This window comes from Paenibacillus catalpae (assembly GCF_900112695.1).
In the GTDB taxonomy this organism is placed as follows: Bacteria; Bacillota; Bacilli; order Paenibacillales; family Paenibacillaceae; genus Pristimantibacillus; species Pristimantibacillus catalpae.
Genome location: NZ_FOMT01000001.1, coordinates 1234347 through 1257785 on the forward strand (window position 1 = coordinate 1234347; position 23439 = coordinate 1257785).

Annotated in this window: 22 protein-coding genes and 1 riboswitch; of the genes, 2 read left to right on the plus strand and 20 right to left on the minus strand. The window is 47.6% G+C overall.

What is annotated here, in order from left to right; all coding sequences use genetic code 11:
* Nucleotides 1-17 precede the first annotated feature (17 nt).
* The 13 genes from BM200_RS05150 to BM200_RS05210 form a co-directional block, all read right to left on the minus strand.
* Nucleotides 18-1127 (minus strand): efflux RND transporter periplasmic adaptor subunit, encoded by a 1110-nt coding sequence (locus BM200_RS05150; RefSeq protein ID WP_091182074.1) that lies wholly within the window; start codon nt 1125-1127, stop codon nt 18-20.
* 12 nt (nt 1128-1139) lie between these two features.
* Nucleotides 1140-2030, minus strand: a complete 891-nt coding sequence (locus BM200_RS05155) for a carbohydrate ABC transporter permease (RefSeq protein ID WP_425434522.1) — start codon at nt 2028-2030, stop codon at nt 1140-1142.
* Nucleotides 2030-2905 carry a carbohydrate ABC transporter permease gene (locus BM200_RS05160; RefSeq protein WP_245772895.1) on the minus strand — a complete coding sequence of 292 codons (876 nt, stop codon included), beginning with the start codon at nt 2903-2905 and terminating at the stop codon, nt 2030-2032. Before BM200_RS05160 ends, BM200_RS05155 begins: the two co-directional genes overlap by 1 nt.
* A 19-nt stretch (nt 2906-2924) precedes the next feature.
* Nucleotides 2925-3461, minus strand: coding sequence for an N-acetylmuramoyl-L-alanine amidase family protein (locus BM200_RS05165; RefSeq protein WP_245772896.1), 537 nt, complete (start codon nt 3459-3461; stop codon nt 2925-2927).
* A 292-nt stretch (nt 3462-3753) separates the two neighbouring features.
* Nucleotides 3754-5559 carry a sensor histidine kinase gene (locus BM200_RS05170; protein WP_091182078.1) on the minus strand — a complete coding sequence of 602 codons (1806 nt, stop codon included), beginning with the start codon at nt 5557-5559 and terminating at the stop codon, nt 3754-3756.
* Complete coding sequence (locus BM200_RS05175) at nt 5556-6242, minus strand: response regulator transcription factor (RefSeq protein ID WP_091182079.1); 687 nt, start codon at nt 6240-6242, stop codon at nt 5556-5558. Before BM200_RS05175 ends, BM200_RS05170 begins: the two co-directional genes overlap by 4 nt.
* 224 nt (nt 6243-6466) lie before the next feature.
* The gene (locus BM200_RS05180) at nt 6467-7450 is read right to left on the minus strand and encodes an ABC transporter permease (RefSeq protein WP_091182082.1); all 984 of its coding nucleotides are present in this window, start codon (nt 7448-7450) and stop codon (nt 6467-6469) included.
* Entirely contained in the window at nt 7443-8429 is a 987-nt protein-coding gene (locus BM200_RS05185) for an ABC transporter ATP-binding protein (protein ID WP_091182084.1), read from the minus strand. Before BM200_RS05185 ends, BM200_RS05180 begins: the two co-directional genes overlap by 8 nt.
* A 12-nt stretch (nt 8430-8441) precedes the next feature.
* The gene (locus BM200_RS05190; protein WP_091182086.1) at nt 8442-9269 is read right to left on the minus strand and encodes a GDSL-type esterase/lipase family protein; all 828 of its coding nucleotides are present in this window, start codon (nt 9267-9269) and stop codon (nt 8442-8444) included.
* Nucleotides 9270-9464: 195 nt separating this feature from the next.
* On the minus strand, nt 9465-10700 hold the full coding sequence (locus tag BM200_RS05195; protein WP_091182089.1) for a CapA family protein: 1236 nt from the start codon (nt 10698-10700) through the stop codon (nt 9465-9467).
* A gap of 322 nt (nt 10701-11022) precedes the next feature.
* Nucleotides 11023-11613, minus strand: a complete 591-nt coding sequence (locus BM200_RS05200; RefSeq protein WP_091182090.1) for a DUF1349 domain-containing protein — start codon at nt 11611-11613, stop codon at nt 11023-11025.
* Nucleotides 11614-11770: 157 nt separating this feature from the next.
* Nucleotides 11771-12514, minus strand: a complete 744-nt coding sequence (locus tag BM200_RS05205) for a sugar phosphate nucleotidyltransferase (RefSeq protein WP_091182095.1) — start codon at nt 12512-12514, stop codon at nt 11771-11773.
* Between the two features lie 21 nt (nt 12515-12535).
* The gene (locus tag BM200_RS05210; protein ID WP_091182097.1) at nt 12536-13831 is read right to left on the minus strand and encodes a glycosyltransferase; all 1296 of its coding nucleotides are present in this window, start codon (nt 13829-13831) and stop codon (nt 12536-12538) included.
* Nucleotides 13832-14286: 455 nt separating this feature from the next.
* Between BM200_RS05210 and BM200_RS05215 the strand changes: the two genes are divergently transcribed.
* Complete coding sequence (locus BM200_RS05215) at nt 14287-15624, plus strand: glycosyltransferase family 2 protein (protein WP_245772897.1); 1338 nt, start codon at nt 14287-14289, stop codon at nt 15622-15624.
* 256 nt (nt 15625-15880) lie between these two features.
* On the opposite strand, the gene sigJ is transcribed toward BM200_RS05215, so the two are convergent.
* The 4 genes from sigJ to BM200_RS05235 all read right to left on the minus strand — a co-directional run bounded on the left by sigJ (nt 15881) and on the right by BM200_RS05235 (nt 19160).
* On the minus strand, nt 15881-16762 hold the full coding sequence (gene sigJ, locus BM200_RS05220) for an RNA polymerase sigma factor SigJ (RefSeq protein WP_091182100.1): 882 nt from the start codon (nt 16760-16762) through the stop codon (nt 15881-15883).
* Nucleotides 16740-18041 (minus strand): phytoene desaturase family protein, encoded by a 1302-nt coding sequence (locus tag BM200_RS05225; RefSeq protein WP_091182102.1) that lies wholly within the window; start codon nt 18039-18041, stop codon nt 16740-16742. Before BM200_RS05225 ends, sigJ begins: the two co-directional genes overlap by 23 nt.
* 174 nt (nt 18042-18215) lie before the next feature.
* Nucleotides 18216-18536: a hypothetical protein gene (locus tag BM200_RS30315; protein WP_245772898.1), complete on the minus strand. Its 321-nt coding sequence runs from the start codon at nt 18534-18536 to the stop codon at nt 18216-18218.
* Between the two features lie 225 nt (nt 18537-18761).
* Nucleotides 18762-19160, minus strand: coding sequence for an LSm family protein (locus BM200_RS05235; RefSeq protein WP_091182106.1), 399 nt, complete (start codon nt 19158-19160; stop codon nt 18762-18764).
* A gap of 226 nt (nt 19161-19386) precedes the next feature.
* Between BM200_RS05235 and BM200_RS05240 the strand changes: the two genes are divergently transcribed.
* On the plus strand, nt 19387-20097 hold the full coding sequence (locus BM200_RS05240) for a class I SAM-dependent methyltransferase (RefSeq protein WP_091182108.1): 711 nt from the start codon (nt 19387-19389) through the stop codon (nt 20095-20097).
* Between the two features lie 114 nt (nt 20098-20211).
* On the opposite strand, the gene mle is transcribed toward BM200_RS05240, so the two are convergent.
* The 3 genes from mle to BM200_RS05255 form a co-directional block, all read right to left on the minus strand.
* Nucleotides 20212-21063, minus strand: coding sequence for an alpha/beta fold macrolide esterase (gene mle, locus BM200_RS05245; protein WP_091182110.1), 852 nt, complete (start codon nt 21061-21063; stop codon nt 20212-20214).
* 384 nt (nt 21064-21447) lie between these two features.
* A complete protein-coding gene (locus BM200_RS05250) occupies nt 21448-21876 on the minus strand; it encodes an organic hydroperoxide resistance protein (protein WP_091182114.1) in 429 nt (142 codons plus the stop codon).
* A gap of 265 nt (nt 21877-22141) precedes the next feature.
* The gene (locus BM200_RS05255; RefSeq protein WP_091182115.1) at nt 22142-23095 is read right to left on the minus strand and encodes an EamA family transporter; all 954 of its coding nucleotides are present in this window, start codon (nt 23093-23095) and stop codon (nt 22142-22144) included.
* 123 nt (nt 23096-23218) lie between these two features.
* A riboswitch (purine riboswitch) is annotated at nt 23219-23323 on the minus strand.
* Between the last annotated feature and the right edge of the window lie 116 nt (nt 23324-23439).

The following is a 23439-nucleotide window of genomic DNA, read 5'->3' on the forward strand; positions in this document are numbered from 1 at the left end:
TAATTGGTTGTTCATGATTACGACATGACCCGAACACGTTCTCCGTCCATAACTACCGGTTCGCTGCTTTGCATGATGATTGGCGAATCCGGGAAAATCCCCTGCTGAACGACCGTTTCGGACTCGTTAGAATCGCCGGTTTTGACCGGCATCTTACGAACATGGCTCGTATTGCCAAGCGGGCCTTTACGCTCTTCAACAATGTAGACGAACGTTTCATTGCCTTCTTTATGAATAGCGCTGCTCGGAACCACAATTCCACCTGTGCTCCCGGAAGCAAAACGGAGATCAAGAAGCGCTTGTTCGCCTCCTCGGAGTCGTTCATTCCTTACGGTCACAGTGATATCCACTTGGGATTCCTTGTTTTCCATCCACGACACGATTCCTTCCACCATTGACGCCTCGTCTAATTGACCGACCTGGACGTCAAGCTTCTGACCTATAGTGAAATGCCCGCTAATTGCAACTGGCACTTGTACATGAAATTGATAACCTTGCAAGGAAGACGTGATTAGAACATCAGGGCCGGCGCTTGCAGAACTTATCCCTTCCACAGCATTCACTTTCATCGCAATCCCGTCGAACGGCGCTTTCAGCTCGCGGTTGCTGACTAGATCTGCCTTCATGGTGTTGAGATTCCGCTTTTGCATTTCAAGCGTAAGACGTGCGCTCTCGAGATCACGATTTGCACTGCGTAACTGGGTGTCATCTCCGCTTGAGGCCGCTTCAATGTATCGGTCTTGTATGCCCTCAATCGCTAATTGCTGCTGCTCAACCTGCACCTTAGCATCCAAATATTGATTCTCGGCATCTATACTTTCGTAAACGACTAACGTCTGTCCCTTCTTAACGACATCGCCTGCTCGGACCTTGATGGCTTTTATAGTCCACCCCGCCTTGTTTGATAAAGAAACTTCATTAACTGGCTCTAACACGCCGCTGCCGGTAAAACTCTGAACGAATTCCTCCTGGCGCCCGACGATTGTCCATACTTTCGTGAGATTCATCGTTAACAGCGTATTGCTGTACAAAGTGAGTACAAGTAATCCGCTGACAAATAAGATGAAGAGCAGTCGGAGCTTCTTCTTCCTACTCTTAATTTCATCTCCGTTATGCTGCCATTCCACTAGACGATCCTCCTACCCTTTAATGCCGGACGTTTGAACGCCCTCGATAAAATAAGACTCCGCATACAAAAACAACAGTACCATCGGCAACATGTAGAAGACAGACGCAGCAAAACCTACTCCTCTTGCCTCTTGCTGGATAACGGACAGATACACGGACAACGGCTGCCTGAAGTCATCATCGAGAAAAATAAGAGGCTGCTCCACCATGTTCCAATAATCGACGAACAACAGCACGATGAGCGCCGCCAATGCTGGTTTGATCAGCGGAAGGATGATTTGCACGAAAATGCGACTATGACCGGCTCCGTCCATGTGAGCTGCCTCAACGTAAGCGGTTGGAATCGACAGCATGAACTGCCTTAGCATAAACACGCCGAAAGCGCCGAAGATACCGGGCAGAATGATGGCATACGCGCTGTTCAGAAGTCCAAGCTTGTCGGCAATGATATAATTTGGTACAAGCGTTACTTGAAACGGCATTAACATCGTGATCAAGTAAATGAAGAACATTTGATCTCGCCCCCGGAAGCGAAGCTTCGCGAAGGCATAAGCCGCAAGAGCGCCGACGATAACCTGCCCAGCGATAATGAACGCAACCATGTAAACGGAATTCCAAAACAAGTTCAAATAGGTTGGCGTCTCGATTAGCACTTTGTCGTACTGTTCGAATGATACCCAATCAGGGATAAGCTTCAGATTGACGAATGCATCCTCCCCGTCATTTGCCGCATCCGTCATTTCCCCAATCATGTCGTAGTTCGATCCAATCTCCTGTTCCGTCATAAGCGAATTGGTGAAGGAAATGAGAATCGGCAGCAGCAGCAAGGTCGCAAGCAAGCATAGAAGCAGCGTGATCGCGCCTTTCTTTATGACAACTTTCAAATTCAAAGCTCCTCCCATTAGTCTAAGTCACTTGTAAAACGCCGCTCCAGAGTAAACATTCCAGTCACCAGCACGATCAGGCACACCACCATGATTACTGCGGCAGAGGTGAGCCTCTGAATATCGAGCGACAGGAACATGTTATTCATGTAGTGCTGCAGCATATAGATGCTGTCATGCGGATAATCGCCCGCAATCAGGTACGTTTCCCTGAAGATCCGAAACGAGCTGATCAATCCCATTAGGACAACGAAAAACATCTTCGGCGTCAAATAGACGAGCGTAATACGAGTAAACTTACGAATGGCGCCCGCGCCTTCAAGCTCAGCCGTCTCATAATAATCCTTCGGGATACTCTGCAAGCCTGCTAAGAACAAGATGATGTTGTACCCGATATTCTTCCAGGCATAGACGACGGAGAGCACGCCTCTTGCCCATTCCGACTTCATCCAATCCATCCGCGATACGCCGAGTTCGTGAAGCCAGCTATTCACTGCCCCGTTCCAGTCGAACAGCAGCTGCCAAATCAAGACAACGGAAGCCACTGGCACGACAAGCGGCAATACGTATGCGGTTCGCAGCCAATTGCGGAAGTAAATGCTTTGATTCAATAACAAGGCCAGCAATAACGATAAGGCGATCGTGATCGGGACGCTGACGGATGTGAACAGGAACGTATTCTTGGCTGCCTTCAAGAAGGAATCACTTGCCAGCAGCTCCTTGTAATTGGTCAGTCCGACGAATGAGCCCCCGTTAGATCGATTCATAAAGGAGTAGTGCACGCCCATCGCGAAAGGGATTAAGTAGAAAATCGAGAAGCCGATCACGCTGGGGGCCAGAAATCCGACTGCAACGACGCTGTGCCGCCGCATGATTTTAAGAAACATTGCCATTTTCTATCTCCCCCGCTGGTTAACGAAGGCAGTTAACAACGCCGCTAGCAATCGCCGTCGATATCTCGTCTTGAAAGGATTGAGACTGCATCCGTATTTCTTCGTCCTTATTGGAAATGTATCCGAGCTCCAGCAGAACGGCCGGCTTCGTGTTTTCACGGATCACATGGTAATCGCCGAACCTCACGCCTCGATCCTTCGTCAGCAGATCCGCTTCGAGGAATTGTTCGTGAATCTTTTGAGCGATCTCCTGATTCTGCGGTTTGTAGTAGTAAGTCGTCATCCCGTACACATCGCTTGTTTGAAACGCATCAAAATGGATGCTGATGAACAAGTCCGCGTTCTCTTCTTGCGAGATCTCCGTTCTTGCGTCCAGCGAAACCGTCGTATCGGCATCGCGCGTCATTACGACCGTTGCACCTTGCTCAAGTAATTTGTCTCTCACTTTTAGCGCTGTAGGCAGCGTCACGTCCTTCTCATAGGTTCCGTTACCTCCGATGGAACCTACATCTTTGCCGCCGTGGCCGGGATCGAGCACGATCGTTTTACCTTTCAAAGGCCTACTTGCCTCTGTATTCGACTCTAAGGTCTTTGTATGGCCACCGTGTGGCTTCCCATTTATTACTCCTTCCGTTTGAAGTTGGAATGATCCCGCTGACAATACGACTCCGACAATTGCTATAGCTATAAGTTTAGTAGTGGTTTTCATAGATTCATCATAATCACAGCAGGTTAAGACGAAATGGAGCCGATATCAAGATGAAATAAAGATTCACAACGTGAAAAAACCGCGTGCCGAGAAGGTGAAAATCACCTTCTCGGCACGCGGCAACAGAAAAAATCGGATATTAACTTTTCTTATTCAAGCTGAAGAAGAATACAACACCATCCGTTGTATTGGTGACGCCATAATTGACGTCGTGCAGCTGCAATATCTTTCTGGAAATGGCAAGTCCGAGTCCCGTTCCGCCATCGGATCGTTGCCTCGCCGTATCGCCGCGATAGAAACGATCCCACACTTTACTGAGCTGCTCCTCTGGAATTCGAGCGCCTTTGTTCTCCACTCGGACGACGATGTGATTCGTCTCCTCGATTACCGAGACAATGATTTCCAGATTCTTCGGCGTGTAGCGGATCGCATTCGTCATGAAATTCGTGATGACTTGTTCAATCCGGTGTTGATTGGCAACGACAAGGCCAGGAATAAGCTGCACGCTTAAACGCAGTTGTTTGGCTGCCATCTCATGCGACAGCTGCCCGCAGACGGAGTTGATCAGCTTATCAATGAAAAAAGTGTCCATCTTCATCTTGTACGTCCCTGACTCGTATTTCGCAAGTTCAAGCATGTCGACTATGAGATGGTCCATCTTGTCGACTTCTTTCTCCATCGCTTGGAAGTAATGGTCCTTTTTGTGTGCGGCTACGCCGTCCTTTAGGATCGATATGCAGCTCTTCATCACACTTAGAGGTGTCTTGAGCTCGTGGGATACGCCGGATATGAACTCTTTTCTCGTATTCTCCAGCTGTTTCTCTCGCTCGATATCTTCCCGCAGTTTGCCGATATACGAGTGCAGCGTACCAGACAGTTGATTGATATTGCGCGACAGATCGCCGATTTCGTCCTTGGAACGTATGGGAATCGTCTCCGAAAAATCAAGATTCGCGATTTTTTTGGTCGTTTGATTGATGCGCAAGAGCGGCCTGGCGATTTTCAATGAGAAGTACAACGACGCGATCAATATGAGCACCATTACAAATATGACGATATAGACATAATAGTCTTTCATCATTTGTACGGCTTCGTCCACCGGCTGCAGCGATGCCATGACGAAAATGTAGTTTGTTGTACCATTATCGTAATGAACTGGCTGGATGAACAGCTTATATTTCACGTTATTCTGTTCATAATCCTGAATGAGAATTGAATCTGTATGCTGGTTGCCCTCGAATAACAGCTTTGCTTGAAAGGCGTTGATCTGATCCAGGAAGAGCTTATTGGAATAAATGAAGTCCGATGCTCCTCCGCTGCTCGGAAGCTGAATGTCCGAGACGGCTCCAAAAAGATTCGTGTAAGAGGAAGGATTCGAATCCTTCCAATCCTTCCTTTCTTCAAACTTCACATTGCCTTTATAAACTTTACGCTTGAATGTCTCGTTTACATACAGCAATTCCCCGGACGGATGCTGCACCACAATGGGAATGAGCATGGAGTTGCTTTTTATCCCGTTAATGAACAATTGGTCTCCACGAGCAATCAACAATTGTCCCGAAGCGGCCTCCTCTATGCTCATAAGCTGATAGAGAGGTACTTTAATGCGCATCTTCTCTTCTTCTTTCGTCAATGTCTTGAGCAATTTGATCTCTAGATAAAAGTCGTTGACATCCTTAAGATTTCCATCATGATCCAGAACCGTAATCGAAGCATTGTTGGATCGATAGAAGTCTTGCTGAAGCGTCTGGATCGCAAGTGAATTGCCTGCGGTATTCATGTAAGCCGACTTGAACGCCTCAATCTTTGTTTGCAAGTCGTTTACTTTCCGGTTCGCATAGTACTCTTTGAAAAATATGGTTTGTCCCGCATAGATGACAGCTAAGATGAGTATGCACAACGTTGTCGTCAGTAAGAACAATTTGAGCACGATGGAGCTTCTCATGCTTGTGCCTCGAACTTGTAGCCTGTCCGAACGATCGTGACGATCATGGCAGCCTTGTCTCCAAGCTTCGTACGCAAGTTGCGGATATGCGTGTTCACCGTGCGGTCGTCTCCGACATACGCATAGCCCCATATTTTTGTAATCAGTTGTTCTCGCGTAATGACGATTCCTTGATTTTCCATAAGATACGTGAGGATCTCGAATTCGGTATGCGTAAAATTCACTCTTGCTCCGTTTATCGTAACGGTCCGAGATGGGAAATGGACCTTAATGTCATCTATGATTAAGGAGTCCTTAGGTTGCGCCGGCTTGCTGCTCTTGCTGCGGCTTTCAAGCAGACGTTTCGCTCTTGCGAGCAGAACAGGCGGGCTATAAGGTTTCGTCACGTAGTCGTCTGCGCCCAGCTCAAATCCAAGCAGAGTATCGTCCTCATCGACGCGGGCCGTTAGCATGATGATTGGGACGTCCGAGGTCTTGCGAATCCGGCGACATACTGACCAACCGTCGAGTTCCGGCAGCATAATGTCCAGCACGATCAGATCCACTTCATGATCTTGAAACAACGCCAGAGCCGTCTTCCCATCCGCCGCCTCCAGCACCCTATAGCCTTCACTTAAGAAGTAGTCCTTACTAATTTCACGTAATATTTCCTCATCTTCCACGATCAAGATTGTTTTCATTATGCGGCTCCCGTTTCGCGATGTTCTAGAATCAGTGTGTCCACTTTTCGTTCATTTCTATTTTAAGGAAAGCACATCAAGATGATAAACAGATGATGTGAAGATGAGATAAAGATATGAACATCAAGAGTACACGATTATTTATTAAAGGCAATTTCGTTATTGTCGAACCTGTATAAAAAAATAAAAAAGCCGCTGTTTATGCGACTTTCGTTACCCGAGTAGATTTAATTCAAGATGTCCTGTTTCGTAAAGACGAAGAACGAAACGATCAGGGAAGTAATCCCCCAACAGGCCAAAATGACAAGCGAGAAGCCAAGCGTCATGCCTGTGATCGGCGGCGAGCCCGCCAAATAATTCGTCAGCTGCAGATTGACGGAGAAGATGAATTTCGCGCTTTGCCAGGAAGATGCCATGTTCGATAAGATCGTTCCGGAAATGACGGCCGCCATCATCGCCACGATGCTCGCGGCCGTGCTGCGCACGAGTACGGACACCATCAGCGCGAGCAAGGCCACCGTCATGGCTGACACCCAGATCAGCCCGGCTTCCATCAACAGATAAAGCCCTTGCGGAATCGCGTGCGCGAAGCCGCTTTCGACCGAAGAACCATGGATTACAAATCCTGTAAATACAGGCATTCCCCACCCATTGTAGCCGAATACAGCGCCTGATATAAGATAACAGAGAACGGCGCTCACCACAACGGTCAATGACACGTAGAAGCTGAGCGCGACGAGTTTGCTGAACAGGATCTTCCATCGGCGCACGGGCCGCGTCAGCAGCATCTTAATCGTGCCCGACGTGCGTTCGCCCGATACGAGATCGGAAGCGAGGGCAAGCACGAGAAGCGGGAAGAACAGTGTAACCGCGTTCGATAGGAAGCTTCGGGTGAACGTGACGCCGTCCGGCGAGTTCGGATTGACGTCGTGATCCAGGTAATACTGGAGCTGCTGTACGGCGATCCGCCGCGAACGCTTCCATTCTTCCGGGATTCTGTCGCTCGAGAGCGTGTTTTGGTATTCGCTGATTTGCTGCACGAGCTCATTGCGCCAATCCTTGAAATTCTTTTTGTTTGTCTCGTCGATGCGATGTTGTGCGTACGTAAAGATCGGAATGATAATCATCAGCACGAGCACGATGACGAAAAACCGCTTTTTCTTCCAGATCTTGAGCGTCTCGTTTTGTATGAGCGGGAGAAGTCTATCCAATGCTTTCACCTTCCGTCATCCGTAAAAATAACTGCTCTAGCGTCGGCGCGACGCAGTGCACCGACACGATGCCGATGCCAGCACGAACGGCCTTCTCGACGAGGCTCGAAATCCGGTCCGGGTTCATCGCTGTGATAACCGCCTCCCTCATCCCTAGCAAGCTCTCGTCTATCTGGTGTTCGTGTTCCGGTACGAGTTCGACGTCACCATCGCCCGCGAGCAGGCGCCGTCCCGCTTCCGGCTGCTCGAATTGCCAGACGACGTAATTGTCCGCGCCGTGGATCAACTCGTCCACCGTACCGACGGCCAGCACCTCGCCGCGGCTGATGATTGCGACGCGGTCACACATTAGCTGGATCTCGCTTAATAGGTGGCTCGAGATGAACAGGCTCATGCCCTGACTTGCCAGCATGCGGACGAATTCTCGCAGCTCCTTGATGCCTTTCGGATCGAGCCCGTTCGTCGGCTCGTCCAGGATGAGCAGCTTCGGCCGGCCGAGCAGCGCCTGCGCGATGCCGAGCCGCTGCCGCATGCCGAGCGAATAAGTTTTTACTTTATCGTGGATGCGCGAATCCAGTCCGACGATGGCAGCGACCTCGCGAATGCGCGCGTTATCGATGCCGCGCAGCATACGCGCGAAATGCTCGAGGTTTTCCCAGCCGGTCAAGTAGGAGTAGGCTTCGGGATTCTCGACGATGCAGCCGACGTGGCGCAGCGCGGCTTCGGGATGGCGTCCGATGTCTTCGCCGCAGATTAGAATCTCGCCCGAAGTCGGCTTGATCAGATTGACGAGCATGCGGATCGTTGTTGTTTTTCCGGCGCCGTTCGGTCCGAGAAACCCAAAGATTTCGCCGGAGCGGACCTCGAACGAGACGTCCTTGATGATCGGCTTGCCGCCAATTTGTTTCTTGACGCTGCTGACGGACAGCACGACGTCCTGTTGGGCCGACTGCCTGGCCTCCTGGCTCGCGTATTGCATGCGCGTTCTCTCCTATTCCAATGACTGCACGATCCGGGCGGCGATTTGCGCGTACCCGTCGTGGTTGGGATGAAAATGGTCCGACGACAGGTACCGGCCGATCGCATTCTCGAACAGATCGAATGTTGGGACCATCGTCATGTTGGGGTATTGGTGAAGCAGAGCGTACGCCTGTTCGTTCCACTGCTGGATCTGGAGCGAGCCGCCCCGATATTCCGGGATATCATAGAACGGATTGTACAAGCCGACGTACACGACCTGCGCATTGGGATTGATCGCATGCAGCCGCTTCACCACCTGCGCCAGCCGGTTCAAGCCCTGCGGCAACCCGGACTTCAGCTTATCCAGCTTCAATCCGTCCGCCGCCTTGCCCGGACTCGTGCCCGAGGCGATCTGGAACAGATCATTCCCGCCGATGGTGAAGACGATTATGTTGGACTGCTTGAGTGCGAAGCTGTAGCCCTTATCGGATTCCAGCAGCTTCTGCAGCCGATCGGCCTTCAAGCCGTTGACGGCCAAATTGTTATTGAGCCGGACGGATGTGTCCGGATATTTTTGCTTTAGCAGAGCGACGACCTGCTTGACGTAACCTTCGCCCGACGCGTCTCCGGTTCCTTTCGTCAGCGAGTCGCCGATGGCTGTGATTTCGATGTTCTTGCCCTCGCTCAGCTTGCCTCCAGCCGGGAGCGCCGGAACGTTTGCTCTCCCTGCGAACGACTCGCCCCTCGGATAAAGCAAATCCTTGACGGCGAATCCAAAGCCCGCGACCAGCAGCAGGGTTGACAAAACGGCGGAAATGCTGATGATTTTCCATAAGTTTCCGGAGGATAACGATCTCATCTGGGTGGTCTCTCCTCGATTGTTTGAAAGCAATGACTTTCACAAATGCTTAGTCTTCTTAAAGTAAAGCTTTCTAATTTAATTTGAAAATTATACCCATTTCTAGGAAATGGGGTATTAACTTTGTGAAGCCCAATCTGAAGACCAAACATTGAGTTAATTAATGATCAGAAACTGGTTTGATTATTTTTTCTTCTACTTGGCACTGATGCGCCCCTTGCTGTCAATCGAAGCGCCGATTGAGATATCGGAAATACGATTCAGAAGCGTAGTTGCCTCGGCACCCTTGAGCGGCACAGGCTGTGAATTATTCGCTCGCATTGGGTGCAGCTGCAGATCACATGCGCCTTCTGGCGTGCAGGTGGCATCCAACACGCCGGTGTCCCTTGTTTTCTTCGTAGCGGTTGTATTAAAAATAAAATTGCCAAGGCTATACGCGATCCACTTGCCTTTATAAGACTCAAAGCCCTGCAGCACATGCGGATGTGAACCAATGACGAGATCGGCGCCGGCGTCGATATAGGCACGAGCCAGTACTTTTTGATGATCAACCGGCCAGTCCACCCTCTCTCTGCCCCAATGCACCATGACAACGACAAGATCAGCCTTTTCCTGAGCATCCCTAATCGCTTGTACCGCCTGTTTTTCGTCGTATGACTCTGCGACGCCGATGCGGTTCGGATCGGCCTTCCACTCCATAACCGGCAGCACGCGACTAAAGCCGAAATAGGCGACCTTGATCCCTTTTGCTTCCAGGATAACCGGCTTGAAGGCTTCCACGTCATTGCGGCCACCACCTGTATGCGGAATACCGGCTTTATCGAGATTATGCATGGTATCCAGCAATCCCTGCTTTCCGTGATCCTGGGTATGGTTATTGGCGAGTGATACCACGTCGAACCCTGCCGCCTTGAGCGACGGAAGCGAAACGGGATCTCCCTTGAAGACGAACTGTTTGTCAGGAGCCGGGTCGTTAACGCGGGTTATCGGATTCTCCAGATTGGCGGCGGTGAGGTCTGAGGCTTTCAGATACGGCTTAGCTTTTTTGTAAGGGTAATCGTAGCCATTCTTGTTCATAATGGCGTCCACCTTGGAGGCAAGCAAAATGTCGCCGACAAAAGACAGCTTCACCGGACCGGCTGCAGGCATTTCAGAAGGTCCGTTCTCTTCGTTGTTTTGCGGGGAAGTCAAATCTTCATGTTCTTCAGGTACCCCGCCGTCCGGTTTGACAATACTGCTATCGCCGCCTTGCTGCTGAATGCTGTCCGGTGGAACGGCATTCTCGTCACCCCAGTTCAACGTGTATACGGCAATGATGATGGTGATCAGCACCAGAAGCGTGCTGTTTACTAGGATCAGCCGTGCAATCTTTCTCTTCCTTCTTCTTTTGTTCTGGTTGCGGTTGTGGAAATTCGATCGGTACATGCTCATGATGAAGGTAACTCCTTTTTTTAGATCTTCCGTGAACTAAAGTATGGGAGCACTGATTGTCCAAAGTATCTCTGTTGTGTATCGAACTTGTAAACTTTTCGATCCTGTATCATAGAGTCCGAAAGTAACGATTCCGTCTTTACATTAACAAGGTGTTAAACAATCTGGACAAAAATAAAGACTGTCGAGACTTTCTCGACAGTCTGAACATTCTTAATATGTTCTTCTATTTGAATACTAATTAATATGATTTCTCGAATAGTTGTTCTGAAACTTCCATTGTACTTATCTCACGTATGCAGCTTGACTCGACAGGACAACATTATTTGCCCATACGAATATTCTTGACTGTTTTTCTTTCAATAATCAGATTTTCATAGATTCTCTTGCCACCGTTTCCTAGCGGAGCCTGTGCCAATAAACCCACTTTGACAGAAGTCTCATCTACAGGCAAGGTGAAATATCTCATCATATAATAGTTTTCTCCATCCGTAGAATAGTGGAAAGCAAATGAATTCCCACTTCTGCAAATTTGGAGCCATACCGTATTGTCATCAATATTGCAGCCGTTTGCATCATCCGATTCTTCCTTCGTAACAACACTAACTACTGCATGAGTATCAAAATCAGTTAATTCAAAACAAGCCTTTGCCCAATGGGTCATATCCTTCATTACCATGATGGAAGCGGAATCGTATGTATCTTTAAAATCATGCGATACTTTCACTCGCATAACAAAATCCCCGGATACCTGCGTATAGTAAAAAGGTGCATTACACAGTGTTTTCGGTGTAATTCCTTCTTCTGAATCTGCTCCGTGGTTACAGAAAAAGTCGCTTTTCTCTGTTGCATATATTTCTATTCTACCATCTGTTTCAGTAATTTCGCTTTCATTAATCCATTTAAAATCCATTGTTCTACCTCCTTGAAATAAATTCATTTGTTAGATTCCCCCAAAGGATTATACCATATATTGTAACTATTATCCGACAGTTTGCATAAAACAAAACCATCGTTATTACTAACGATGGTTTATACTCAACATTATTCTCTTTTGATGGACGCTAGTTCTAGAGTTTCAGCTGACCGAATTCATCTCCAAATAATATATCTTTCGCAAGTTCATTCGCCTGGCTTAAAGAAGCAAACGTCCCTGCGTCCGTCCACCAGCCTTGAAGCACATCAAATGTTAACTCGTTCATGCGTATATAAGCGTTATTGACGTCCGTAATTTCCAACTCTCCCCGGCCAGAAGGTTCCAATGTGCGAATAACGTCGAATACCTTGCTGTCGTACATATAGATGCCAGTTACTGCATAACGACTCTTTGGAGAACGTGGCTTTTCCTCAATGGATAGGATTTTATCACCTACGAGTTCAGGCACCCCGTACCGTTGGAGGTCACTGACTTCTTGGATCAGGATCTTGGCTCCGCTCCCTTTCGAGCGAAAGCTATTGACATAATGCGCGATATTTTCCTCGAACACGTTGTCTCCTAGAATGACCACCATCTGGTCACCGTTGACGAACGTTTGCGCCAGACCGAGTGCTTGCGCGATTCCGCCTGCTTCATCTTGTATTTTATAGGTAAGCGACACACCGAAATCCCCACCGCTGCCCAGCAGGCTAACGACATCGCCCATATGGTCTTTTCCTGTGACGACAAGAATTTCTTGTATGTCCGCTTCCTTCAGCTTGACGATGGAATGGAAGATCATCGGATATTTGCCAACCGGCAGTAAGTGTTTGTTCGTTACTTTCGTAAGAGGATATAAGCGAGATCCCGTGCCCCCCGCTAAAATTATACCTTTCATGATGTCCACCTCAATTAATAATCACAAAGACGGTTCAATCAGCTGTTCCAATAAGCTAGCTGCGTTGACCGGTCCGTCATAATTGGCGAACTCCGCCTCGAGTTCTTGCGCGCGCGCTCGGTATTTACCGTTCGAAAGTATTTCCTGAACCGCCTGATGGACCTGTTCGGCTGACGGGTTACCGGTGTGCAGGTTAATTCCTACGCCAGACCAGGATACACGTTGGCCAATCTCAGGCTTATCTTCCGTATCGCCAGCCACGACCAACGGTATGCCATGAGAAAGTGCATATTGTACGCCACCATATCCACCGTTAGTGACCATAATATCAACCTTCGGAAGGAATTGATCGTATGGCAAAAACTCGGCAACCCGCACATTGGCTGGAAGATCTATAGAAAGGGCGGATTGTATTCGTCCGCCTAACGAAGCTACGACAAGCACATCCTCTTCGGCAAGGGCTTGAATCGTAGGTACGACTAACCGATTAAAATCACCGATGTCAATGGTTCCTTGCGTGACGTGGATGACTGGGCGATCGCCGTCCAGCTCCTCCCACCAGTCGGGAAGCTTCTGAGTGCTTGAACTCGCGTTTTTGGACAACATTGGTCCAACAAAACGAACGCTTTTCGGCAAATCGGAACGCGGGTATTCAAAAGATGGAACCGTAAATTGAAGGTAAAGATCGCTTAGCTTGGTCGGCGCATCCATAATGTAGCCATCAATTTGAGTCAGGCCGTGATCGGCTAGCAGCTTGTTAAAATAATCCCGTAAATCGGCAAACATGACGTTTTGGATTTGATTGTTCAATTCGATATTTCGGGCGCGTTCATCCACGCCCGGAGTGACGGGAATCCCAGGGCCGAACGGTGGAGTATCCACGCTAGACACTGTCAATCCGGTAAAACCGGTAACAGCATATTTTAAGCCTTTATGTTCACCGGATTCGATCATCGGTAAAATGAAAAAACATGAAGGATCACAAACAATGACCTCTGCGGGAAACGTCTCCAGAATACGCGATACTTCCTCGAAATAAACGGGAGTCGGCGCCATGAATATATTTTTCAAGTCGAATTTGAGTTTGTCCAAGGCTTCATGATTACGGCGCTCGGGAAATTCCTCTTCTAGCTTTCGATCATCGTAATCGAATCCCATCACTGCGTGCCTTGCCCCGACGGCTTCGACGGTTTCCTTAAACCGTTTGCCCGTGTACCACACAACTTCGTGGCCTCGTTCCACTAGCTTTTTGACAAGCAGCAAATTCGCGCTCACATGGCCGTGAATCGGCGTGTTGCTAAATAAAAATCGAGCCATTTTTCATCAAACCTCCCAATCGATTCTAAGTTGTAATTTTGATAGAAAACAGTCCCTAAATCTGACGGTATAACTCATCTTAGATTAAGAAATGGAGACACCTTCTATTCGCTTTTTTATGCTATAGACGCAAACGTATTGTGTCAAATCACAATCTTTTTAATATTACAAATATTGCGTTTTCTATTTAATTCCGTGTCGTCACTTCCCGGCACGATTTTCTAGTGTTCTCCTGACTTTCATGTACTTCGAACTTAAATTTTCAGTGAAATAATAAGATTGAGTAAAGGTTGGAAGGGGAATGAAATCGAGCATAAAAAACGGTATTTTTGGAAAACGAATACCCCGTTCGCAACTCAAAGCGAAATATCGATCTAATTTGCCGAGTATCCCCTCTTAATTACCTCACTGTGCGAATGCTCTACTGGAATCGAATATTTGGAGAGTGAGAGAACGTGCAGTCAAAATTAATTGCTCATGAAAAAAAACTCCTACGTGCAGCTGAGCATAACGCAGGAAAATTTCGGATAAGCCAGATGGTGGCGATCGGTTGGCTTATATTCGTCATCTGGCTATCCCAGCCGTGGATCCATCAATTATCGCAAACAACAGGTGTAATCGCCGCTTACCTGATTATTGCGGGTATCGCTTATTTACCTGGCTATATAAGTGCCTTCACTTTGACCAGCTTATTATTGGACAAGAAGGCAGAACTCCCTACCGCAAACCCTTCAATTCCAATCACAATATTGATCGCAGCCAGGAATGAGGAAAAGGGAATCGGTGAAACGCTTGAACACATTGCACGGCAAGAGTATTTAGGAATTATTAAAATTATCCTCATTGATAATGGCTCTACGGATAGAACTGTGGAAAAAGCCCGGCAAACCGCTGAGCGGACGGGACTTTCCCTGATGATTCTTCATGAAGAAATCCCGGGAAAGCATAACGCTTTAAACCGAGGCTTGAAAGAAGTTAACACTCCTTTCCTGATTACACTGGATGCAGATACGTTCTTGCACCCTTCAGCTATTCGGTTTTTAGCTGCAAAGCTACAGATCTCAGGACCTGACGTTCATGCTGTTGCCGGCTCTCTGCTTGTGCAGAATAATCGAGGTTCATTTCTAGCCCGCGTTCAGGAATGGGAATATTACTTAAGTATCGCTTCAATCAAACGGATGCAGAGTATTTATCAATCCACCTTAGTAGCTCAAGGCGCCTTCAGCATCTTTCGCTCGGATGCGGTTAAAGCAGCTGGAGGCTGGCCGGATTCCATTGGCGAGGATATAGTCCTGACTTGGAAATTTTTCGAGAATAATGGCCGCGTATGCTTTGAGCCGGCCGCCGTTGCTTTTACAGAAGTTCCTGAAAGCTTCATCCATTTAATTCGGCAGCGTAAACGATGGGCACGAGGAATGATTGAAGCGCTCAAACAAGTTTCCCCTTGGAAGATCAAGGACCCGACAAGCCGGTTTTTTACAGGACTTGATTTGGTCGTTCCTTATATTGACCTGGCCTATACCTTTATTTGGATACCGGGATTATTTCTTTGCGCATTCGGATATTTCGGTTTGGTCGGACCAAATACCTTGATGGTTTTACCCGTGACACTGATCATTTTTTATTTGCTTAATCTGTATCAGAAAAGACTGTTGGGACAACTGGGCATCCATCAGAAGAAAAGCTTTATCGGGCTGCTCGGTTTCATATTCGTCTTTCAGATGATCATCGCCCCTGTTGCTTTATCCGGTTATGCTGAAGAGTTTTTCAAGCAAAAACGCGTATGGAAATGACCGCCTAGAATGCAATCTTTTGCTTAATCATTGTTCATTCGCGGCTCTGCAGTGAGCCTGCTTGTCAACAAAGGCTGCCTTCGGATTATCTGTTGGCAGCCTGCTTTTGTTGAGCGATTCAAGTAACTGCTAATATACACAAAATAAAAAAAGCCGCGTTTTACGCGACTTTGGTTGTATATGTTCTATACTCAACTGTAATCTTCATTCAATAAAATTATTCCTTCCTTAATCTCGAATGTTGACTCTCCATTTACTAACTCTCCGCTTGATCACATAGATGTCTTAACTTTTCCGGATTTGCGACAGTATAGATCGCTTCGATCTTATGATCTCGATAAGCAAAAGAATAAACATATTGAATCCCTTTATCCAAACGAATGCGGATTCCGGGGAGCCCGTTAACCATGAGGAACGAGTACGTAAATTTACCCGCATGCATGCTGATCACCTTATGATGAAGCTTCAGCACTTGATCAAACCCGACAACAGGCACTTGTGCCGCGTTTACTTTGCCTCCGCCGTCGGAGTAGAGAACAACATTTTCACTAACTAGTTCAAGAAGCTTCGTCGTATTTCCTTGCAATAGCGAATTCACAAACTCTTTAATCTTCTCCTCCGCAATGGAAACCGGCGGTTGTTGGTCCGGGTCGAAATGAATGCTTTTTTTGGCACGGTGAAAAATTTGCCGGCAATTCACACTGCTTTTCCCGACTATATCGGCAATCTCTTCAAACGAATAATGAAAAATCTCTCGAAGAAGAAAAACCGCCCTTTCCTTTGCACTCAATTGCTGCAGTAGCAAAAGGTAAGCCGTGGAAATCGACTCCGACCGCAAATACCTACTGGATGGATCGTCGTCCAAATCCCCTTTTTCAATCAGGGGCTCCGGAAGCCATGGACCGACGTACATTTCCCGCTTTTTGGCTGACGAGCGCAACAGATCCAGACAACGATTCGTTACGATCTTGTACAGGAATGCCCTTTCGTTTCGGATTGTCCCGACGCCTGTCAGGCCGCCATAGCTCAAAAAAGCATCTTGTACGATATCCTCCGCATCCATGACGCTGCCGAGCATTCGATAGGCTAACGAAAACAACTCCGTTTTATAACGTTTATATAATTCCTCTGTGCTCATTAAAGGCATTCCACTCCTTACCCTCAAGGGCGAGCATGTGTTGAATAACTCGTTTGGCGCTTGCCGTCGCGGCATCAACCAATACTTCACCGTGCGACGCCCATTCTCCTGCAACATATAATCCTTGTATTTCCGGGACGGCGGGTCCGGGATTCTCAAGACGTTTCATATGCATAAAGTCGTGACAAACCGTTATTTTAGGAAGGTATTGCTTGACAATCAATTCTTCCCGCCATCCCGGCTGCATCAAATCCAGTACGCCTTCTAGTTCGTGCAAATCTTTATCCGAGTCCGTTTCTTTCCCTTGGTACTTAATGAGCGATATGACTTGCGCGCCATCGTCGCTTAGATAGGCCGCACGCGATTGATTAGTAAGAAGTACGGTCTGATCAATCCCGTATGCAAATTGTTGTTTAGGATTGGGAAGTCGTTTCAAGGCCACGTCGAGGCAAGCCGCCGTGATCTCAATTGCTTGTTCTTTCCAGGTATGAAGGGAGGTTTCCTCTGCAAAGGGCACCAGCTGATTTGCGATTAAAGGCGATGTGGCAAGGACTACATGTTGCGTATCGATTTTCGTTCCGTCCTCACAGATAACCTGCCGCACGATCCCGCCCCGGGTATCGATGGACGAGACTTTGGTATTTGTTACAAGCCGCACTCCCAGATCGGATGCCTTTTTTCGCAATTCCTCGATTAATTCGCCCCAGCCGCGATCCAGGTACAACACGCCTTTAAGGGCGTTCTGCAGCTGTTTCAATACAGGACCCGCAGCTGGCAAATCCGGCCCGACTACATAACTGGCGGCACGCAGTAACGAATAAAAAACATTGCGCACCATGGGATCTCGCAAATTCCCTTCGACCCATTCGCGGACACTGATCTGATCAAATCGGCGAGTATCCATTTTTATAAGTTTCGTCAGACAGGAAGCAAACTCCATCTTTCCTTTCCAAGACAACAGCGGTGTCGTAAATAAGGATTTCATATCCGAAGGCAAGGTGTTCAATTTCCCTTTCCAAATGCCATAGGCATCATTCGTAGGCTGCTTTCCTTGCAAAGTCAATCCCAATTCCCGGAAAGTCGCGTACGCATCTCCTGTATACAAGGCATGCGCGCCCAAATTGAAGTAAGCTCCTTTTTTCTTGTTGGAAATGGCTCGGCCGCCTAAGCGATCCTGTTTCTCTATGAGCATGGTTTGTTTCCCGGCTTTGGCTGCGTAAATTGCTGCGGTTAAACCCGCAACTCCTCCACCAACTACGACTACATCAACCTTTTGCATCGTTCATCATCCCTTTCAAATTTTACCTGTATGACGGGCAAGGGATGTGAAGTGTGACAGAAGAGCAAAAAATCGATGAAAAATGGGGCTGATCGCCATCCAATCGAACAAATTTTCTGCATAAAAACAGCCCGCCGGGGTTTCCCGGCAGGCTGAGCAAAACGGAATAAACGATTAGATTTTGAACATACCCATTAACGGCATGATTGACTTCACCATATTAAGACCGACTTGGACTTTCGGCAGCATTTGTTTAAAGGATCCGAAGAAATTGCTCTGCTGTTCCCCAGCTGCCGGCCCTGAAGGGTTTTCCGAATTCTCTTGATTTGTTTGAACTCCCCCTCCAGATAAGACTGAAGGGCCGGATAACATTGGCTTGAATAAGCTTGATGCCATGGAACCAAAAGAATTGAGCGTGCCGATTCCCCCTATCAAGGTATCCAGCAATCCCGATACTTGGACTTCCGGCGTCTTGGAACGATCGGAAAGATTCACTCTCCCGCAGTTCCTGGTTTCGGAAAGGATCAGCTTATGGTCGTGAATGGCTTGAACCGTTCCGACATAACAGTTACCATCATTTAACAGCACATAAACGGGTTGGCCGACCCAACGTTTCGCTTTTTTGACCGCATGAACTCTTCCCTCTGACTCTCTTTTTTTAGGAGCTTTCCTGGATGCTATTACGATCCCTCTTTTCTCAACGTAATCGTGTCAGCGTAATTAAATAAAGAAGAAAGGCAAAATGAAAAGTGAAGCAAGGATTGCAAATGGGAAAAAGAAGCAATCTCCGCCGAATCCTCCACAACCCCCACCGTAACCGCCATAACCTCCACCGTAACCGCCACCGTAACTGTCATAGCCTCCACCGTAACCGTCATAATAACTGGACAGTCTGGCTTTATGCTTGGAGCGGGTTTGTTTTGTTGAAGGCTTTCCTTTCCGAACAGACGACAAAGATACAGGCTTCTTGTCAAAAATACAGTCCTCCAGCACTAACTTACCGTCTTTTACTCCCTTTATTGTTCCGATAAAATGACTTCCGTCATAGGTTACCGCACTAACCCTCCGTCCGATATACGGATAGAGCGTCTTATGGCAAACCGGATAAACTTCCTGCATAACCTCATTCCTCCTAACCTGATGCTTATATATTCTAGACTATGAAAAGAACGGCTATAAGGTTTGTACGATTGTCTCCTATTTGCAAAAAAAAGAGATGTGCTCCATTCTCTCAAGCAATGACAAAAGGTAGAGAGATGACAACTCGAGCATTCAAAAAGCAGCGAAGAATGGGTGCAGTCATGACGGAGATGATGCATAGGATATCGGAAGAGGTGAGAAGGCGTTGGATTATCATACATTACTAGCCCGGCTCGGCGAAGGAAGCGCGCATCCGGGAGGTTTCCAAGCGACCAAAGAATTAATCGGGCAAATCGGTTTTCCGCGCGGCACAAAAGTGCTGGAGGCAGGATGCGGAACTGGCCGGACTGCGTGTTATTTAGCCAGCTTGGGCTGCAACGTGACAGCAATAGACCGGAACGAAGATATGATTCAAAAAGCGACTTACCGTGCGAAGATAAGCGGATTTCCAATCCGCATCGTACAGGCGGATGCCGCTTCCATGCCTTTTCCGGATGAGACGTTTGATGCCGTTTTTACGGAATCGGTTACGGCTTTTACCGAAGGAAGCTCCGCTATACGCGAATACTGGCGAGTGCTGAAGCCGAAAGGAGTCCTATACGATCGCGAGCTGGCATTTGCCATAAAATTAACTACGGCGCAAAAGAAAAAACTTCAGTCGTTTTACGGACTTCATCATCTGCGAACCGTTCCGGAATGGCTGAAGCTGATGAGCAAGTCAAGTTTTCATAAGTGCTCCGCATCTCATTTTTCGCAAATGAAACAACTGGCTGGCGATAATGACCCTTTGCGGGTAATCGATCACGAACTGTTCACGAAACCAGATGTAGTTGCCATGATGATGAAAAATGAACGCCTGATGAGCAGCTTTTCCAATGTGATGGGCAGCGTGGTAATTACGGCTTGGAAAGCCTGAATGGATGCCGTGTTCCTACGTCGTCCTGGTCAAGGGCGGGGAAATCGAAAAAGAACGGTCTTCGTAATCGAAGACCGTTCTGATTGTAAGGCTATAAAGCCATTCAAAACTGTTCTAAATGGAACGACCAGACATCTCGGTATGGTTGAAAATTGCGTTTACGATGACATCCCAATCTTCCCGGTGAAGTTCATGTCCTGTGCCCTCCAAAGTCAGCAATGATGCTTTTGGAATCATCCGAGCAAGAGCGGCCCCATGCTCAAAAGGTATGATGGGATCTTCTGTACCGTGAATAACCAAAGCGGGGGCATCGATGCAGCTAGTTCGTACTAAATAGGATTCTCCCCCTGCCAGCAATCCGTGATTGTTCATGCTCGCCATGTTGCGGCTTCTATTCATTTCTTCTTTCGCTAGATCATAGATTCTGCCCTCATCAAAAGGATGCTTCGAACCTGCGAGAACCTTCCATTTGCCAACTGTAAAAGCAATAACAGACGCTTTATTCGTCCAGTCGATTGCTGCTGCATTGGAGAAGTATTCCATTACCTTCTCTTCCATCGGCGGCAGGTCGGGGGCAAAATTAGATGTTGAGAGCAACGTAACGGTTAAAACTCTATCCTGATGCCGCAACGCCAGGATTTGGGTTAGCATACCTCCCATGGAAATCCCTACAATATGTGCTTTTAGGATTCCAAAATAGTCGAGAACATGAATGGCATCGTCAGCCATATCTTCAAAAGAGTATCCGGGATTACCTGGTTCGTAACAGGTGGACCGGCCGACATCACGATTATCGAATCGAATGATATAAAGTCCTTTGGCGGCTAGACGCTGACAGAAATCTTTTTCCCACCAAATCATGGAGGCTTGAGCACCCATGATCAATAATACGGCTGGGTGGTCGGGGTTGCCGAAGCTTTCGGCACAAAGTTCGATTCCGTTTACTTGAAACAGCTGTTCGCTCATCACTGATCTCTCCTCTATATAAAAAATAAAAAAACACAGGCCGGCTGCCTGTGTTCAAGTAATCGAAAAAGAATGGATTGATCGCGTAACGAAATCCGAATGGACAAACCAAACACACTTGTGTGATGGATTCCAAGCAGAAATGTTAGCGAACAATAAATATCGGGAGCCGTGTCGGCAGACCATTCTTCGATTACTATGCACACCATTTAGCCTAAAGTACCATTTTCTGTGCGCTAATAGATCGAAAAATTAGTTTGCCACACGCAACCCTCCGTTCGAAATGAATTGCATTTATTCTAGCATATGTTCTCATTTGAAGTAAACGAAAAAAACCGCCGTTTAAGCGGTTTTTAATGCGATCATAATCGCGTCACCCGATAATTAACCAACAACGTTCGAAATGACTTCAATATTGCCGCGTGTCGCTTTCGCGTAAGGACAAACCTTATGCGCTTCATCGACGATTTCTTGAGCGACGCTGCGCTCTACGCCTTTAATCGTAATGTCCAGCGTCACAGCCAATACATAGCCGTCGTTCGTATCTTTACCCAGCGTAACGTTAGAGTCGATGGAAATACCTTCGGATTTAATCTTTTTCATTCGAAGCACTGTGCCCATCGCGCCTTCAAAGCACGCCGCGAACCCTGCTGCGAACAATTGTTCCGGATTTGTTCCCTCTCCGTTACCGCCTAATTCCTTCGGATATCGCAAATCCACGTTTAGTTTGCCATCGCTGGAAATCGCTTTGCCGTCTCTTCCGCCTTGCACGTTTACGGTTGCTGTGTATAGTTTCTTTTCAATTTTATCCATTCTCGCATACGCTCCTGTTCCTCTTACCCATTAGTGAACACAACTATAAGGATATCCCGTGTGTTCATGAGTATACTTGGGATATACTTGCAATTCGGCTGCTGCTTCCTGCTTCTTATCTGCCTCTCTTCTTACACTTGAATTTTAACAAGAATAAGAACGGAAGCAAAACTGTAGAAAGTCATGTGTTTACCTATGAAGTTCGGTTGCAAAGCATTGATAAATCTCATGCAGTATGTCAAAAGTCATGCCGGTATTAGCATTTTTAATAATAAATCGATTTTGACCGAGATATTTGGTATTTGTACAGTTCGGGCAGCGCCACGCCGATAAGCACGATGATCACACCTATCCACTGCAATCCGCTTACATGCTCGTGAAGCACGATGGCAGACATAAGCACCGCTACCGGTAGTTCAGCCGCCCCGATGATGCCTGCCATATCCCCGCCGATATGAGGTACGCCGGTTGCGAACAGAACGGACGGAATGAATGCTCCAAAGATGCCTAGCAATAGGCCGAACACAAGCAGCTGGCTCCATATCAAACCATTAAAAAGGAACGTTGGCGGGAACAAAATGCATAGCAGAATCAAGCCGCCCGTTACCATCCAGGCGCTCCGGTATGCGGGATGCGCTGTGGATACGGCCTTGCCGCTAAACAGGACAAACAGAGAGTAACTAACTGCGGACATCAGACCGAGCGCGATGCCACGAATATTGATTTCGCTATGCCCCTGCTCCAGGAAGCCGGCTGCAATAAGCGTGCCGCCAAGCAGGATCAGCAACGTTAGCAGCGTTAGTTTATCGGGCCGCCGGCGCTTCATTACCGCCTGAATCAGTACGCTGATCCATGTAAATTGGAATAACAAAATAATTGCGAGTGATGCCGGAATATAACGCAGTGATTCATAATATACGAGACCCGTGATAACGGTTGGCGTGCCCGCAGCCATCAGCAGCAGGCATTGCTTCCAAGTGAGCTTTTGAGTTGCCTGAGCAGATGCAACTGAAGCTTGACGGTGATCTGCTTGGAGAGCCTTGCGTCTCTGTTTGAATTTGGTGAACATTGCAAGTAACCACGATAGAAGAAATCCCGTCAAAAGTTGACTTCCAACAACCTCACCAAGATGATAGCCTTGCCCGTAAGCCAAAACCACGATTGTTGATAATACACCATAGCTCATGGCTCCTGCGAGAACGGCGACATAATATTTCATTATTTATTAACCCCCTGTTTCCAAAAAAAATACATCAGCATGTCATGCATGTCGTCCACGCTTTGGGTCTCATGACAGCATGTGGACGCAAAAAATCCTAACTCCGTGGCCATAAACGAGCGTTAAGCTCATTCATGGCTCCGTAGTTAGGAAGTAAAGGCTCCCTGTAGAAACCCTCGCCCTGCATATTGCCTGCGAGGTTATACGAAAAGAATATGATATTTCCGCAACAAATGTTTATGCGACAACGCTACATATATTACATGCCAGGTAAGAGCCTGTCAACTCTTAGGCATTTGCTTGGAATCATGTAACTAACCTCACCGCGTCGAAAATTAGCCTCT